We start from the raw sequence: 16,578 nt of genomic DNA on the forward strand, positions 1-16,578 counted from the left end.
TAATACAAGACGCCGCTTCCGCTGCGGCGTCGCGGCGTCCGCTCCGCCCCCATCCAGATTTCTTCGTACCTGTTCCTCACCTGACGGCAGCGTGCTGTGCCGCACCGCGCCGCGCCGAAGGGCCGCCCCGTTTCCGAACGCGAACCCGGGCCATAGGGATACTCCTAGCCAAGCAATACTGTACGAGTGGAAAAATTATAACTACACTAAAACTGTCCGATCGGAAAATTTAATAGTCGGCATCGGATTTCCGCGATGGCTAGTCATGCGTGCCGGCACGCGTACAGAGGAGACTGGAGATGAAACGATTGTCATTCGCCGTCGTATCGCTATGCACCACGTCGGCAGCGGTGTACGCGCAAAGCAGTGTGACGTTGTACGGAATCATCGACGAGGGTTTGACCTACACCACCAATCAGAGCGGCCACTCGAACTGGCAGCTTCAGAGCGGTGGGGCGTCGATATCCAGATGGGGGTTTCGCGGAGCGGAGGATCTCGGCGGCGGGATGAAAGCGATTTTCGTGCTGGAGAACGGGTTTGACCCATCCACCGGCAACCTCGGCAACAACGGACGTCTGTTCGGCCGGTCCGCCTACGTCGGCATCTCGAGCAACTACGGCACGCTGACGCTCGGGCGCCAGTACGAGGAGATCGCCGATCTGCTGTCCAGAATCGACGCCGGGCTGAACTGGTCGGTCTACTTCGCTCACGCGGGCGATATCGACAACACGGCGGGGAGCAATCGTATCAACAATGCGGTCAAGTACGTCAGTCCGCAGGTGGCCGGATTCACGCTGGGCGCGCTCTATAGTTTTGGCGGCCAGCCGGGGCAGTTCTCGTCGAACAGCGTCACGTCGGTCGGGCTCAGCTATACCGGCGGGGGACTGTATGCGGCCGCTGCCTATACGCTCATCAAGAATCCCTACACGGCGGTGTTCGACAGCATCGCACCGAGAACCGTGACGTTCGCTGCCTACGTGCCGAACGCGCAAAGCCAGTCGATCGCCGGGTTGGGCGGGCAGTACAAGATCGGCAACGCGACCATTGGTCTGGAGTACACGTCGACTCGCTTCAAGAAGGCGTTCCTGGGTAACGACGTCCGCTTCGACAACTACGAAGCCAACGTCGGCTACCAGATCACGCCGTATCTGCTGACCGGCGTCGTGTACGTGTATACGCACGGCAAGGTCGACGCGAATGGCGCGACGCCCATCTACCGTGCGACCGGCCTCTTTGCCGATTACCTGTTCTCCAAGAGAACCGACGTCTACTTCGCCGCCCAGCTGATGAAGGCGGGCGGTTCGGCCAGGCAGGCGCAAATCACCTATGACACGGCTCCGTCAAGCGGGCAAACGCAGGGCATCGTGCGTGTCGGGCTGCGTCACCGATTCTAACGGCGCGCGCATCAAGGATTTGTCCGGCGTGGCGGGATTCGAAGAGAGGCTGCCACGCCCATCGTTGCTCGAGGAGATGTAATGGACCATGCGAAATCCGCTCACCGCGACATACGCGAATTCCTCAACGACATGCCGATGGGGAAAAAGCAATGGACGGTATTTTTTGTGTGCTTCGCGGCCACCGCGATCGAAGGATTCGACACGATCGTCATGGGATTCATCGCACCCGCGATCAGCCATGACTGGCGGCTGTCGAGCGCGGCGCTTGCCCCGCTGGTTGCGTTCGGATTGTCCGGACTGCTGATCGGATCGATCGCGGGCGGGGCGTTGGCCGATCGCATCGGGCGCAGGGCAGTGAGCATCGTCGCGATCACGTGGTTCGGCGTAGCCGGCCTCGCCTCCAGCGAAGCACAATCGATCACGATGCTCATTCTGTTGCGTTTCGTGACCGGGATCGGCATCGGCGCGGCGATGCCCGCCACGTCGGCGCTGGTGGCGGAATATAGCCCGGCCCGGTCGCGCTCCGCGATGCTGGCGTCGACTTATTGCGGCTTTCTGTTCGGGGCCGCCGCCGCCGGCTTCGTGACGTCCTTCGCGATCGGCGAAATCGGCTGGCGAGGCATGCTGGCATTGAGCGGCTTGATGCCGGTCGGCGTCGCGATTCTGCTGATCTGGCAAGTCCCCGAATCGCCGCTCTACCTGGTGGCCAGGCGCCGGCCCAACGAGGCTGTCCAACGATTGGTCGCCCGGATTTTTCCGGCAATCGATTGCGCCGGGCTGGTGTTCGACATGGCGGCGCCAGCCAGCGCGCGACGCGGCATCCTGGCGCTTCTGGGCACGGAGTATCGGCGTGGAACCGTGCTTACCTGGGTGGCCGAGTTCTCCGGATATCTGGTGTTCTTTCTCATCGGAACCTGGCTGCCGACGCACCTGAAGCAGACCGGTCTATCGATGCATGACGCGTCGCAGGTGTCGTCGCTGTTCCAGTTCGGTGCGCTCGGCGGCGCGGTTCTGTTCGCGATGCTCGTCCGCCGCTACAACGTGGCCTGGGTCATTGCCGGGGCATTCGGCGCGGGTATCCCGCTGTTGATCGCGCTGGGCCTGGCGGAAACGACGTCGTGGCACGCAGGCGTCGTGTTCCTCGCCGGGCTGGCCGTCGGGGGCCCGCTGATTTGCGTGAACACGATCCCGGGAATTTTCTACCCGACCGCACTTCGCGCGTCCGGCGGCGGCTGGAACGTGGCAATCGGACGGCTGGGCTCGATCGTCGGCTCGTCGCTGATCGGCCTGATCGTCGTATCGGGCTTTCCTTATCTGCTCACTTGCATGTTGTTGTCGATACCGCTTCTGGCTGCATGTGTGTGCATGTCGGTGATGGCGCGCGTCCTCTTCGAACAGCGGCAATCACAAGGCGGATATAGGGAAGAAGTCAAGTTGATAGCCGCAGGTGAGCAGCCGTTACTCGACGGCAACTTGCGGTGAGTGGCCAAACGGAATCAGTTCAGGAGTCTTACATCATGTCGAATCGAAAAATTGATACGCACCAACATTTTCTGCCGAAGTTCTACGTGGATGCCGTCGGACTGGATCTGCTGAATGCGGCCATGCCGAACGGCGTGGCCCCGACGTGGTCCGCCGAGGCGGCTATCGCGATGATGGACGAGAACGGCATCGACGAAGGCATTCTGTCGATCTCTTCCGGCCCCACGCTCCCGGATGCGCCCACGCTGCTGAGAAAATGCAACGATCACGCGGCGGAACTCAGATCGCAATATGCGGGGCGGTTCGGCTCGTTTGCGAGTCTGCCGTTGCCGGACATCGACGCGTCGCTGAATGAGGTCCGCTATAGCCTCGACGAATTGAAAGCGGACGGTTTCGTCGTCTTCACGAACTACAACGGCATGTACCTGGGCGACGAACATTTTTCGCCGTTGTGGGAAGAGCTGGACCGACGTGGGGCCGTCGTTTTCATTCACCCGAATCAGCCGCCTCACGACATCCCCCGCGTCGCGCCGGCATCGGTGCTCGAATATCCGTTCGAGACGACCCGCACCGCGACGAGCCTGATCATTTCGGGCGCGCTGCGCCGGTTCAGGAATATTCGCTTCATTCTTTCGCATGCGGGCGGAACGTTGCCTTTTCTCGCGCCGCGCGTCGCGCTGTCGCTTTCAATGATGCCCGGCGTGGCCGAGCGCGTCGGTGACGGGTTCGACGCGATCGGGTCGTTCTACTTCGACACGGCGCTGTCCGGCGGGCGCGCGCCGTTGAGCGCGCTCGCGCAAATCACAGCCCCGGACCACATCCTCTTCGGGACGGATTTCCCGTTCGCGCCGACACCCGCCATCCGGCAATTCGGATCGGTGCTCGACGATCTCCGGATTCCCGGCGTCGAGATGGACAAGGTGTATGGAGAAAACGCCGCGCGCCTGCTGGGGCGCTAGTGCCGCCAGGGATTTGATGTCCTGACGTGTTGTTTACCTTGAATGCTTTACGAGTGTGCAGTATAGTGATTTCGAAGGCTGCGGATCTGGCCAAACGAACGAAAACTGGAGAGGACATGATTGAGGAACGCGACATAATCGTCACGATGCGAGACGGCACCCGTCTCGCGGTCGACGTCTATCGGCCGGACGGGAACGGGAAGTACCCGGTGCTCTACGCATCGGCGCTGCACAACAAGGACCTGCAGGGTCCGGACATTGCCGATGTCCTGCCGCCGCAACCCGCGCACGCGCCGCTGTGGTTCGGGCCGGTCGAGGCGGGCGACTCGCGCCGCTTCGTCGCCAACGGCTACGTGCACGTCATTGCGCAACCGCGAGGCTCCGCCAAGTCGGAAGGGCACTATGGCGAGGAGAATACCGACCACTACGACATGATCGAGTGGATCACGCAGCAACCCTGGTCGGACGGCAAAGTCGGCATGGTCGGCATTTCGGGTTTTGCCGGCGAGCAGTGGCGCGCGGCGGCGCAGGGGCACCCCGCGCTGAAGGCGATCTTTCCGTACGACGCGTGCAGCGCTTACGGCGGCATGTTCGGGTTCCGTGATTTCAACCCCGGCGGCGTTCTCCACACGTTCCCGTATCTGCTCGACGTTTTCAGCACCGTGCACGAATCGCGCGGCGTGCCCGGTCCGCTGCCGGACGAGCAGGAGGAACTTTGGCGCGCCGCGATGCGCAACCCCGACTACAAGATGTACATCAACCTGTACAACATCCTCACGCAAAAGGGGCAGCGGACCTGGGTGATGTATCACATCATGACGAACCCGTGGGAAGCGGACGGGACGGTCGAGCGCGCGGAAGAAACGTTCCAGAAGATCAGGATTCCTTTTTATACGGGATCGGGCGCGTACGCATACACGTACAAGCTGCACTGGCTCGGCGCGCAGCATTACTTCAAGAACGTCAAGCAGCCGCGCAAGCTGCTCTTCACCGGCCCGGCCCACCTCGAGCGGCCGTTCCATCAGTACCACGACGAAGTCATTCGCTGGTACGACTACTGGCTGAAGGGCATCGACACCGGCATCATGGACGAGCCGCCGGTCCGCTACTGGGCGATGGGCGCGAACGAATGGCGCACGGGCACCGACTGGCCGCTGCCGGAGACGCAATGGACCAAGTATTACCTCGGCGCGTGGGAGGGGCTGTCGACGAACCCGCCGAGGCCGGCCGCGGAAGTCGGCGACGCGCATCGCGAGCCCGACGTCTACACGCAGATGCCGCTGAAAAAGACGTCGAAGGTCGAGCGTCTGCGCTACATGACCGAACCGCTTGCGCAGGACGTGATGGTCGCGGGCCCGATTTCGCTGACGTTCTATGCGGAGATCGACCAGCCCGACACGAACTGGATCGTGGTGCTGAAGGATGTGGGTCCGGACGTGTCCGTCGTGACCGCGCGCGTCGGCGAACGATCGGTGCCGGACACGCTGCCGGAGCGCGAGCTCACGCGCGGCTGGCTGAAGGCGTCGTACCGCGCGGTCGATCCGGACCGCTCCACGCCGGGCGAGCCGTTCCACAAGCTGACGAAAGATTCGATCGAGCCGGTCACGCCGGGCGAGATCGTCAAGTACGAAGTGCAGGTGCTGGCGACGGCCAACCAGTTCAAGGCCGGGCACCGCATCTGTGTCGAGATCTGCAGCCTGGACGTGCCGACCGGAACGGGCGCGATGACGGATGTCGAATACATCCCGTATCACGTCTGCAACAGCAATACGGTGACGCACAAGATTTACCGGGACGCGGATCGCCCGTCGCATTTGCTGCTTCCCATCATTCCACTGAATGGGGCGTCGTCCTGACTGGCGGATGCTTGACGGGCGCCGCCGGCGCCCGGTGAATTGACCGAGAACATGAGGTTAGCAAATGAAAAGCATTCGTTTTGAGCGCGACGGCAAGGTCGGCAGCATCGTCCTCGCGAATCCCCCGTACAACCGGCTCGATCTGCGCTTTGCCCAATGCCTGCAGGAAGCAGTCCACGAAGCCAGCGAAAGCGATATCCGCGTGCTCGTGATCCGCGCCGAAGGCCCGAACTTCAGCCTCGGCGGAGAGGTGCGCGAATGGCCGGGCAAGGACCTGAACTGGTTCCGCACGTTCGTCGCGCACGTGAACACGTCGTATCGCGCGATCGAGGCGCTGCGCGTCCCGACCGTGGCTGTCGTGCAGGGCCTCGCAATCGGCGGCGGCTTCGAGCTCGCACTGGCCTGCGACTTCATCGTCGTGGCGTCTGATGCGATGTTCTGCAACGTCGAGGTGACGACCGCGATGCTACCGATTGCCGGCGGGCTGCAACGACTGGCCGAGCGCGTGGGCCGCAGCCGCGCGTCCCGGTTCGCGATGCTGGGCGAAATGATTCCGGGCAGCGTGGCCGGCGATCTCGGCATTGCGACGCACGTGGCCGATCCGGATTCGCTCGAGCGTGTCGCCGGCGAGCTCGTCGCGCGCCTGGCGGACGGCCCGACGCTGTCGTATGCGGCCACGCGCACGCTGCTCAAGACGTGGTCGAGCGGCGGGGTGGCGGGTGCCGATATCGCGATGCTCGATATCACGATGCCGCTGTACCTCACGGAAGATGCGACGCGCGGTTTTGCCAACACGTGCGAAGCGTTCGATCGCGACGAGGTGCCGGCCGACATGATCTTCCACGGGAAATAAAGATTCCTTAATAGATATTCAAGTAGCGGAGAGCGACTTCATGCACACCTTATCTGATTCCATCGCGTTGACCGCTCCCGCGGACGGAATTGCATACGTGCGTGGCGAGACGGATATCTCACTGAGCGAATCCACGATTGGCCAGTTTCTGAGAGACACGGCGCGGCGTTTCCCGGACCGGAACGCGGTGGTTTTCCGCGAGCAAGGCGTACGGTGGACGTGGGCGGAATTCGACGATCAGGTCGACCGCCTTGCGTCGGGGCTGCTGTCGTTGGGAATCGGCAAGGGCGATCGCGTCGGCATCTGGTCTCCCAACCGGGTCGAATGGCTGCTCGTGCAGTTCGCGACGGCGCGTATCGGCGCGGTACTGGTCAATATCAATCCTGCCTATCGCGTGTCGGAGCTCGAATACGCGCTGCGCAAAGTGGGCTGCAAGGCGCTGGTCACGGCGGAGCGTTTCAAGACGTCGGACTACACCGGCATGCTGCTCGACATCGTGCCGGAGCTGAAATCGCAGCAGGCCGGCGAACTGAAGAGCGCGCGGCTGCCGGACCTTCGCCTGGTGATTTCCGTCGGCGATCCGGGCCTGTCGGGCGTGTTGCCGTTCGCGTCGGTGATGGCGCGCGCGGAAGAAGGGCTTCGCGACCGAGGTCGCTCGATCATCGATGATCTCGATGCGACGCTGTCTTCTCGCGACCCGATCAACGTTCAGTTCACGAGCGGCACGACAGGCAACCCGAAAGGCGCGACGCTCACGCATCACAACATCGTCAACAACGCGCGCTTTGTCGCGATGGCGATGAAGTTGTCCGAAGTCGATTCACTGTGCATTCCGGTGCCGCTCTACCACTGCTTCGGCATGGTGCTCGGGGTGCTGGCCTGCGTATCGGTCGGCGCGCAGATGGTCTTTCCCGGCGAGGGGTTCGATGCCGGCGCAACCTTGGCGTCGATCTCGGAAGAGCGGTGCACGGCGCTTCACGGCGTGCCGACGATGTTCATCGCCGAGCTGCAGCATCCGGATTTCGCATCGTTCGACCTGGGCAGCCTCAGAACCGGCATCATGGCCGGCTCGCCTTGCCCCATCGAAACGATGAATCAGGTCGTCGCCAGAATGCATATGCGGGAGGTCACGATCGCCTATGGCATGACGGAAACCAGTCCGGTGTCGTTTCAGAGCGCGACGACGGATCCGCTGGACAAGCGCACGACGACCGTCGGCCGGATTCAGCCGCACCTCGAAGTGAAGATCGTGGATGCGCTCGGCCATACCGTGCCGGTCGGCGAAACGGGAGAACTCTGCACCAAGGGGTATTCGGTGATGCTCGGATACTGGGGCGACGACGAGAAGACGCGCGAGAGCATCGTCGACGGATGGATGCATACCGGCGATCTCGCGACGATCGACGCCGAAGGCTACTGCAACATCGTCGGCCGGCTCAAGGACATGGTGATTCGAGGGGGAGAGAACATCTACCCCCGGGAGGTCGAGGAGTACCTGTTCAGGCATCCGAAAATCCAGAACGTGCAGGTGTTCGGCGTGCCGGACGAGAAGACCGGAGAAGAGCTGTGCGCGTGGATCGTGCTTCGTCAAGGCGAAGGCGCGACGGAGGATGACATCCGGGAATTTTGCCGAGGACAAATCGCCCATTACAAGGTGCCGAAATATATTCGCTTCGTCGACGAATTGCCGATGACGGTGACGGGCAAGGTGCAGAAATTTGCAATGCGTGAAGAGATGATCCGCTCACTGGGCCTGAACAGGCAGAAAACCGCCTGACGGGACGCCGGGAAACCAGGAGACCCACGAATCGCCGTGGATTTTTGAAGTGATATCGGTCAGTAATCCATATCAACCAGGAAATTGGATGAAGCGACCGGGATGATGATAGGAGGTGTGGAATGGCTGAGTTTACTACCGATGTGCTCATCGTCGGGACGGGGCCCGCGGGTTCCGCGGCAGCTGCGCTGCTGTCGACGTATGGCATCGACAACATGGTCGTCAATTATTATCGCTGGCTGGCCAATACGCCGCGTGCGCATATCACGAACCTGCGCACGATGGAGGTGCTTCGCGATCTCGGCAAGGAGGTCGAGCAGGAAGCCTACCTGCATGCAACCGATCAGGATCTGATAGGGGGCACGGTTTTCTGCGAAAGCCTGACGGGCGAGGAAATCGGCCGGGTGCCCAGCTGGGGCGCGCATCCGCTGTCGCGAGCGGAACGCCAGTTGTCGAGCCCGACGAAAATGAATGACCTGCCTCAGACTTTCATGGAGCCGCTGCTGTTCAAGACGGCTTGCTCGAGAGGCACCGAGGCCCGGATGAGCACCGAATATCTGGATCATACGGAGACCGAGGATGGCGTGATTACGCGCTGCCGTGACCGGTTGTCGGGTGAGGAGTTCGTCGTGAAGTCCAAGTACCTGATCGGCGCGGACGGCGGGAACTCCAAGGTCGCCAGGAACGCCGGCCTGCCTTTCGAAGGGCAGATGGGCGTGCGCGGCTCGATGAACATCTGGTTCCGCGCCGATCTGTCCGAGTTCGTCGCGCACCGGCCTGCCGTCCTGTACCCGATCATGCAGCCGGGCGCTGAAGTCGGCGGCATCGGGATGGGTCTGATCCGGATGGTTCGACCCTGGAACGAATGGTTGATCGTCTGGGGGTACGACATCAACGAGCCGACGCCGGTGGTGGATCAAGCGAGGGCCACGGAGGTCGCACGGCAACTGGTGGGCAAGCCCGATCTCGAGATCGAACTGCTGGGCACGAGCACCTGGACCGTGAACAACATGTATGCGACGCGCATGCAGAACGGCCGTGTGTTCTGCATGGGTGACGCAACCCACCGGCACCCGCCGTCCGGCGGGCTGGGTTCGAACACGTCGATTCAGGATGCGTTCAACCTGGCGTGGAAGCTGGCGGCGGTCATCAAGGGCCAGGCCGGCGACGCGCTGCTGGATACCTACACGGCCGAGCGTGCTCCGGTTGCGAAACAGATCGTGACGCGGGCGAACCAGTCGATTGCCGATTTTGCGCGGCTCTATAGCGCACTCGGCATCGACGAGTCGAACGAACCGGAAGTGATGCAGGCGAACATGCACGCCCGTAGCCAGTCGACCAAGGCGGCGGAACTGCAGCGTGACGCGATTCGGGAAGCGCTGGCGTACAAGCGGTATGAACTCGACGCCCACGGCGTGGAGATGAATCAACGCTACCGCTCGAGCGCGGCCGTCACCGATGGCCAGGAGGAGCCGGCGTTCCCGCGCGACCGCGAGCTGTATTACCAGCCGACGACATGGGCCGGTGCGCGGCTGCCGCATGCGTGGATCTTCGACGCCCGAGGCCGGCAGCTTTCGACGCTCGATCTGGCGGGGCATGGCCGCTTCACGTTGTTCACGGGTCTCGGCGGCGAAGCATGGGTCGAAGCCGCGAAGCAGGTTGGCGAAGCGCTCGGACTGAAAATCGACGTGCACGTCATTGGTCCGCGCCAGGGATACTCGGATCACACCGGCGATTGGGCTCGCATTCGTGAAGTCAGCGACAGCGGCGCCGTATTGGTCCGCCCCGACCATCATGTGGCGTGGCGTAGCGCGTCGCTGCCGGGTAATCCGCAAGAGGAGCTTCGCCGGGTCATGCGAGCCGTGCTTGCCCGATAGTTTCCGGTCGTTCCCGATCGTTGATCGTTAGGATTGCGTCTTGCCATGAAACGCGTGTGATCGCGTCCATGGCAAGACGCATTGGCGATTCCGGCGATCGCTGATCACCGAAATTTCCGACGCGAAACCCGACGGTGTCGACGCCAGACTCATCAACAGATCGTGAAAAATGACGGGGTCGACGTTGGGTAGCGTGTGCTTCCCCTGGGCCGCGCAAATTGCGGCAACAGCCAGTCGACCATCCGGTGGCCCGCGGTCAGGCCTTCGGCGCGCTGCCCTCGAATGCCCGCTGCAGCAACGCGCGAATGGCTTCGCGCTCCAGCGGACGAGGATTCCAGTAAGCGTTGCTGCAGGCGATGTCGGCGGCCTGGTCGAGCTGGTCTTCGAGCATGCCGATATCTTTCAGCGCGATGGGCGCGCCATTGGCGCGCGCGAGTTCATACAGGCCTTGCGCGGCGTCATCGTGGCCGACCGCCCGGGCAATGCGCTTCATCGCATCGGGCACGGCCTCGGCGTTGTAGGCCAGCGCGTGCGGGAGCACGATCGTATGCGTGGGCGCGTGCGGCAGATTGAAGCTGCCGCCGAGCGTATGGCACAACTTGTGATGCAGCGCCATACCGACGCTTCCCAGCACCGCGCCGCAGAGCCAGGCGCCATACAGCGCATCGGCTCGCGCGGCCGGATCGTCCGGCTTCGACACGATTCGGGGCAGGCTGCGCGCGAGCGCGGCAATGCCGTCTTCCGCCATCAGGCTCGTCAGAGGATTGGCGTCGCGCGAATACAGGCCTTCGGCTGCATGCGCGATCGCGTTGATGCCGCTCGTCACCGACATCCCGACGGGCAGCGTCACGGTCAGATCCGGATCGTAAATCACCGTCTTGGGCAGCACGCGCAAATCCGTACCCGTTCGCTTCAGTCCCGCGTCGGTGATCCCGTATATCGGCGTCATTTCGCTGCCCGCGTACGTGGTCGGCAGCGCGAGAATCGGCAGATCCGACTCCAGCGCGATCGCCTTCGCGAGTCCGATCGCGGATCCGCCACCGACGGCAATCAGGCAGTCCGCGCCCATCGACGTGGCGGCGACGCGCGCTTGCGTCACCAGCTCGGCCGGCACGTGCATCGTCGCGCGATCGAACACGCCCGCGGTGCGCGCGCCCAGCTGATCCGCAACGGACGTGCCCAGCGGGAGTTGCTCCCGACCGAACAGGATCATCGCCTTCTGCGCACCCAGCGCGAGCAGTTCCCGCTCAAGATGAGCGCGCGAGCCGGCGCCAAACACGACGCGCGCCGCGCGGCCGTTATAGATGAAGTCAGTGATCGACACAGTAAGCCCCACTCTCTATCGTCCGCCAAATTTCAATTGTCCGACGCGCCGAATCATTGCGCCGGCGCCGCGGGCTGCAGAACGAAATCGTAATCCAGCGTGTAATACGGCTCGGTCATCGTGGTGCCATCGGGCGCGATGCCGGGTTCGTGCTTGATCCAGTCCACGACCAGTGACGAACGCACGGCGAAGACGGCATCCGATTCGAGATACTGGTCCCCGTTACGGAACAGGTGGGTGATCAGCGGCTCGTAACCCGGTGCCTTGATCCAGAAATGCAGGTGCGCCGGGCGCCACGGATGGCGGCCGAGCGCGTCCAGCATCTGCCCCACTGGCCCGTCGTGCGGAATCGGATACGCCTCCGGCAGGATCGAGCGGAAATGGAAGCGTCCGTCGGGCAGCGTCTGCAAGCGGCCGCGTGCCTGGAACTGGACTTCCGCGCCCGGCGACGGAATGTTCTGAACATCGTAGAACCCGTCTTCGTCCGATTGCCAGACGTCGAGCTCCGCGCCCGCGATCGGCTCGCCGGAGAGGCCGCGAATATGTCCCGAGACGAAACAGGGCAAGCCGGACGCACCGTTGGAAATGTCCTGCCCGTTCTCGTACTCGGGCGCGCCGGTCACGAAGAACGGGCCCAGCACCGTTGCTTCGGTACATTCGGACGGCTTACGGTTGTTTTGCGTCGTGACGAGCATCGACAGGCCGAGCGTATCCGACAGCAGCACGAATTCCTGGCGCTTGTCGTCGGTGATGTGACCGGTGCGGGTCAGGAAATCGATCGCGTACAGCCATTCGTCCTGGGTCAGCTTCACCTCTCGCGCGAACGAGTGCAGATGCTGAACGAGGCTGGTCATGATGGTGCGCAGTCGGTCGTTGCCACAGTCGGACATCGCCGCGAGCACCGCTTGCGTGATGGTGTCTTCGTTGATGTTTCGCATCGTCTCTCTCCGGATCCTTCCATGCTGGCCGAGCCCGGTGGCATCGACCTTGCTGCGACTGTACCGGCGTTCCCCGGTGAGATATATGCACTATAGTGAAAACATATTTCCGCCTACTGGAAGAGTCCCTGCATGGATCGCTATACCCAGATGGAGTTTTTCTTGCTGACCGTCGACCTCGGCAGCCTGTCCAAGGCGGCGGAGCGGCTCGGCATTTCGAACGCCGCGGCCAGCCGCATGCTGAGCACGCTGGAAGACAGGCTCGGGGCACGTCTGATCGAGCGGACCACGCGCCGGTTGTGGCTGACGGATGCCGGGCGCGAATATCATCGACGCTGCGCGCTGATCCTGAACGAAATCAAGGAAGCCGATACCGCGATCATCAGCATGTCGTCGTATCCGACGGGCGTGTTGCGCGTGACCAGTTCCGTATCGTTCGCCGTCGCGCACATCGCGCCGTGGCTGCCGGCGTTCAGTCGGCAGTACCCGGACCTGTCGGTGCAATTGACGGCCGCGAACCAGTACCCGGATTTCATCGAGGCGGGATTCGACTGCGCGATTCGCACACGCGAACATGAACGCGATTCGGGCATCACCGTCCGGCGCCTGGCGCGTACGCGCAGGGTGCTCGCCGCATCGCCGGCCTATCTGAAGCAGTACGGCGTTCCATCGTCGCCGGAGGCGCTCGCGCAACACAAATGGCTCATCTACAGCTACGCCGCGAATCCGCACGTGCTGCAATTGAGGCGCGGCCGGGAGCGGCGCACCATTTCGATCAATGCGGTGCTGGAATCGAACGAAGGGCAGGTGATCTGTGCGGCGGGCCGGGCCGGGTTGGGCATTCTCATTCAGCCCCTGTATATCGTGTACGACGATATCGTCGCCGGTCGGCTGATCCCGATTCTGAGCGACTGGGAGTTGCCGACGCTGACGATCAATCTCGCGTATCAAAGCCGCCGGAATCAGCCGGCAAAGATCCGGGTATTCGCGGATGCGCTCAGCGACCACATCAAAGGCCTGGACCTCGAAGCGCGCTGGAATGCGGTGCCGGCCTGAGCGGGCATCGATGGCGACGCAGGCGCGAGCTCACCCGGCCGGATGCGCACGCAACGAAGGCATCCGAACGATTTCGCTTGTCGATGGAACGGTGCGATCCGGAATTCCGGCTAATCCATGCGCGACACGAGTCGTAGAATGCGTCGATACCGGATTGCCGGTCGATGCAATCCGGACGTGATACAGGAGTGCTGCGATGACCGGAATGAAACCATCCGACACCTATATGCTTGGCGATCGCCGCGTGAGCCGTCTCGGATACGGCGCGATGCAGCTCGCCGGCCCCGGCGTGTTCGGGCCGCCGAAGGATCGCGACACCGCGATCGCCGTGTTGCGCGAGGCCGTGGAGCGTGGTGTCGACCACATCGACACCAGCGACTTTTACGGCCCGCACGTCACGAACCAGATCATTCGCGAGGCGCTGCATCCGTATCCGGATGATCTGACCATCGTGACCAAAGTGGGCGCGGTGCGCGGCGCCGACGCATCGTGGAATCCCGCACAGAGCCCGGACGAGTTGACGCGCGCGGTGCACGACAACCTGCGCAACCTGGGTGTCGACGTCCTCGACGTCGTCAATCTGCGTGCGATGGGCGATAACCGGCATCCGGTCGAAGGTTCGATCGACGCGCAGTTTACCGCGCTTGCCGAGCTGCAGCAGAAGGGTTTGATCCGGCACCTGGGGCTCAGCAATGTGACCGCCGCGCAGATCGACGAAGCGCGAGCGATCGCGCCGGTCGTCTGCGTGCAGAACCATTTCAATCTGGTGCACCGCGATGACGACGCGCTCGTCGATGCGCTGGCCGCGCAGGGCGTTCCGTATGTGCCGTTCTTCCCGCTGGGCGGTTTTTCGCCGCTGCAGTCCTCCACGCTGACGGCGGCGGCGAAGTCGTTGGGCGCGACCCCGATGCAGGTGGCGCTCGCGTGGCTGCTGCAGCGGTCGCCGAATATCCTGCTGATCCCGGGCACGTCGTCGCTCGAGCATTTGCGCGAGAATCTGGCGGCGGCCGAACTGGTCCTTCCGGTCGACGTACTCGAGCAGCTGGATCGCATGCATTGAACGCATGCGCAAGGCGCGCCGGCCGCGTCTGGCCGACCGCGTCTGGCCGCGCCGCGCCGAGCCGGCCGCGTCTGACCATCTACGCGATGGTCGAGACGGGCAGGGCGATCGGCAGAGTGATGCCGCAGGGTCGCCAGCGAATCAGCGCGGCGCCGTGCTGTCCCACAGCGGCGAGAGCCCGCTCGGATCGACGATTCGGCTATTGATCGTCGCGAGCCGATGGATGGCCGCCATGTCCGCGGCGTCCAGCTCGAAATCGAAGATCGCCATGTTCTCGACCAGCCGCTCGGCCTTCGACGTTCTCGAGAGCGCGACGACGCCATCCTGCTGCACGAGCCATCGCAGCACGATCTGCGCGACGGTTTTGTCGTAGCGTGCCGCCATCTCCTTCAGCACGTCGTCGAAGAATACCCGGCCGATCGCCATCCCGCAGTAGCCGGTCACCGCGAGCCCGGCCCGGCGCGTGCTTTCGATCAACAGCGACTGGTTCAGATACGGATGGTATTCGAACTGATTCGTCACGAGCGGAATCGCCGAGAGCCCGACGGCTTGCGTCATCAACTCACGGTTGAAATTGCTGACGCCGATGTGACGCACCTTGCCGGCCTTCGCCACCGCGTTCAGTCCCGCGATCTGTTCGGCCAGCGGAACGGGCGAGCCCGGCCAATGCAGCAGCAGGAGGTCGGCGTAGTCCGTCTTCAGCTTGCGGAGACTCTCGTCGACGGACGCCTCGAACGCGCGGTGCGGGTAATGGCTCACCCAGACCTTGGTCGTGATGAAGACGTCCGCGCGCGGGATACCCGACGCGGCGATGCATTCGCCGATCGCCGCTTCATTGCCATAGATTTGCGCGGTGTCGATATGACGGAAGCCGGCGTCGAGTGCGGCCGGAAGAAGGCGGTAAATCTCCTGCGGGGTCACGCCGTACGTGCCGAAACCCAAAGCGGGAATGACGGCATCACCTGCATGGACGTTTTGCATGATCGAATTTCCGGGCATGGATGGGTTCAATGTTCAATTCGGCGACCGGCTCGATCGATAGGTCGGCGACGATGATTCCCGGTTGGACTACCCGATCCGACCGGCGCGGCGCAGCTGTTGGCCGATCTCCGCAATCCGTGCCTCCCCGGCGCGCAGCGCGTCGTCCGACGTATGCACGGAGTAGTACCCGAGCGACAGTTCATGCGGATGCGGGATGGCGGACGCGAGCACGAATTCCGCATCTTCGTGAGCCGTGAACACCAGCGCGCCTGCCGACTCGCTGAATACGGCCAGTTCCGCGCTGATCCGCTGCCCGCCGGCCTGAAGCGCGCCGTGCTGAACGCTGACCCACGCAATCTCGTGACCGGCCGGCGGCGTATAGGTCCACGCCTGTCGAGCCGACAGCCGCACATGCAGGTAATTGATGCCGGGAGGCGCCGCGACGGGGCTCCGAACCCCCTGGTATTGGCCCAGGATCACGCGGGCCGGACCGACACGAGGAATGCTGTCCGCCGAAAGATACTGGCTTTCGGGTTCGGCCAGTTCCCGCTCGCGCGGCAACGCCACCCAGAGCTGATAGCCGCGCACCGGCCCGTGGCCGACGGGACGTCCGTCATGCCACACGCCGCCGCCGGCGTTCATCCACTCGACGCCGCCCGCCGACATCACGCCGGTCGCGCCGGTCGTGTCCTCGTATCGGACTTCGCCTTCGAGCAGGATGGTCGTCGTCGCGATGCCGGAGTGCGGATGCATCGAGAACGCGGTCCGCGCACGCGCGGGAAGCTCGAAATAGTCGAGAAAGACGAACGGTTTCAGCAATGTGCCGAGATCGCCGGGGCTGAACAGCCGGTTGACCGGGCCGTGCTGCATCCCGGCGGTTCGGGCGACGATCGTTCTCGTCGTGGGAAGCTGTGTCGCGAGACTGGCTGTATCGGTCGCGGCGATGGATTCGTATCCTGAACGCGCGGGTGAGTGAGCCGATTCGATTATCCGGGAAGACATGGCGCCCTCATTCCTC

Annotated in this window: 13 protein-coding genes; 9 read left to right on the top strand and 4 right to left on the bottom strand. The window is 63.3% G+C overall.

Translation table 11 applies throughout. The annotated features are described in order from the left end of the window. Window positions 1-299 precede the first annotated feature (299 nt). The 7 genes from HZI36_RS17600 (at window position 300) to HZI36_RS17630 (ending at window position 10,201) form a co-directional block, all read left to right on the top strand. Entirely contained in the window at window positions 300-1,394 is a 1,095-nt protein-coding gene (locus tag HZI36_RS17600; RefSeq protein WP_179403937.1) for a porin, read from the top strand. Between the two features lie 81 nt (window positions 1,395-1,475). Beyond that, window positions 1,476-2,879 (top strand): MFS transporter, encoded by a 1,404-nt coding sequence (locus tag HZI36_RS17605; protein WP_179403938.1) that lies wholly within the window; start codon window positions 1,476-1,478, stop codon window positions 2,877-2,879. 35 nt (window positions 2,880-2,914) lie between these two features. Beyond that, window positions 2,915-3,838, top strand: coding sequence for an amidohydrolase family protein (locus HZI36_RS17610; RefSeq protein ID WP_179403939.1), 924 nt, complete (start codon window positions 2,915-2,917; stop codon window positions 3,836-3,838). Between the two features lie 116 nt (window positions 3,839-3,954). Continuing rightward, complete coding sequence (locus HZI36_RS17615) at window positions 3,955-5,694, top strand: CocE/NonD family hydrolase (protein ID WP_179403940.1); 1,740 nt, start codon at window positions 3,955-3,957, stop codon at window positions 5,692-5,694. A 64-nt stretch (window positions 5,695-5,758) separates the two neighbouring features. Beyond that, window positions 5,759-6,547 carry an enoyl-CoA hydratase/isomerase family protein gene (locus tag HZI36_RS17620; protein ID WP_179403941.1) on the top strand — a complete coding sequence of 263 codons (789 nt, stop codon included), beginning with the start codon at window positions 5,759-5,761 and terminating at the stop codon, window positions 6,545-6,547. Window positions 6,548-6,587: 40 nt separating this feature from the next. After that, on the top strand, window positions 6,588-8,324 hold the full coding sequence (locus tag HZI36_RS17625) for an AMP-binding protein (protein WP_179403942.1): 1,737 nt from the start codon (window positions 6,588-6,590) through the stop codon (window positions 8,322-8,324). A 122-nt stretch (window positions 8,325-8,446) separates the two neighbouring features. Then, on the top strand, window positions 8,447-10,201 hold the full coding sequence (locus tag HZI36_RS17630) for an FAD-dependent monooxygenase (protein ID WP_179403943.1): 1,755 nt from the start codon (window positions 8,447-8,449) through the stop codon (window positions 10,199-10,201). Between the two features lie 256 nt (window positions 10,202-10,457). On the opposite strand, the gene HZI36_RS17635 is transcribed toward HZI36_RS17630, so the two are convergent. Further along, entirely contained in the window at window positions 10,458-11,525 is a 1,068-nt protein-coding gene (locus HZI36_RS17635; RefSeq protein WP_179403944.1) for an iron-containing alcohol dehydrogenase, read from the bottom strand. A 53-nt stretch (window positions 11,526-11,578) separates the two neighbouring features. Continuing rightward, window positions 11,579-12,463 (bottom strand): intradiol ring-cleavage dioxygenase, encoded by an 885-nt coding sequence (locus HZI36_RS17640; protein ID WP_179403945.1) that lies wholly within the window; start codon window positions 12,461-12,463, stop codon window positions 11,579-11,581. Between the two features lie 132 nt (window positions 12,464-12,595). Here HZI36_RS17640 and HZI36_RS17645 point away from each other — a divergent pair, with 132 nt between their 5' ends. Together HZI36_RS17645 and HZI36_RS17650 are read left to right on the top strand one after the other, a co-directional pair. After that, a complete protein-coding gene (locus tag HZI36_RS17645; RefSeq protein ID WP_179403946.1) occupies window positions 12,596-13,519 on the top strand; it encodes a LysR family transcriptional regulator in 924 nt (307 codons plus the stop codon). Between the two features lie 196 nt (window positions 13,520-13,715). Then, window positions 13,716-14,579, top strand: coding sequence for an aldo/keto reductase family oxidoreductase (locus HZI36_RS17650; RefSeq protein WP_179403947.1), 864 nt, complete (start codon window positions 13,716-13,718; stop codon window positions 14,577-14,579). Window positions 14,580-14,720: 141 nt separating this feature from the next. Here HZI36_RS17650 and HZI36_RS17655 read toward each other — a convergent pair whose 3' ends face one another. Together HZI36_RS17655 and HZI36_RS17660 are read right to left on the bottom strand one after the other, a co-directional pair. Then, a complete protein-coding gene (locus HZI36_RS17655) occupies window positions 14,721-15,560 on the bottom strand; it encodes an aldo/keto reductase (protein WP_179403948.1) in 840 nt (279 codons plus the stop codon). Between the two features lie 87 nt (window positions 15,561-15,647). Beyond that, window positions 15,648-16,430 carry a pirin family protein gene (locus tag HZI36_RS17660; protein ID WP_246327118.1) on the bottom strand — a complete coding sequence of 261 codons (783 nt, stop codon included), beginning with the start codon at window positions 16,428-16,430 and terminating at the stop codon, window positions 15,648-15,650. Window positions 16,431-16,578 lie beyond the last annotated feature (148 nt).

Origin of the sequence: Burkholderia guangdongensis (genome assembly GCF_013403875.1) — a bacterium.
Classification (GTDB): Bacteria; Pseudomonadota; Gammaproteobacteria; order Burkholderiales; family Burkholderiaceae; genus Burkholderia; species Burkholderia guangdongensis.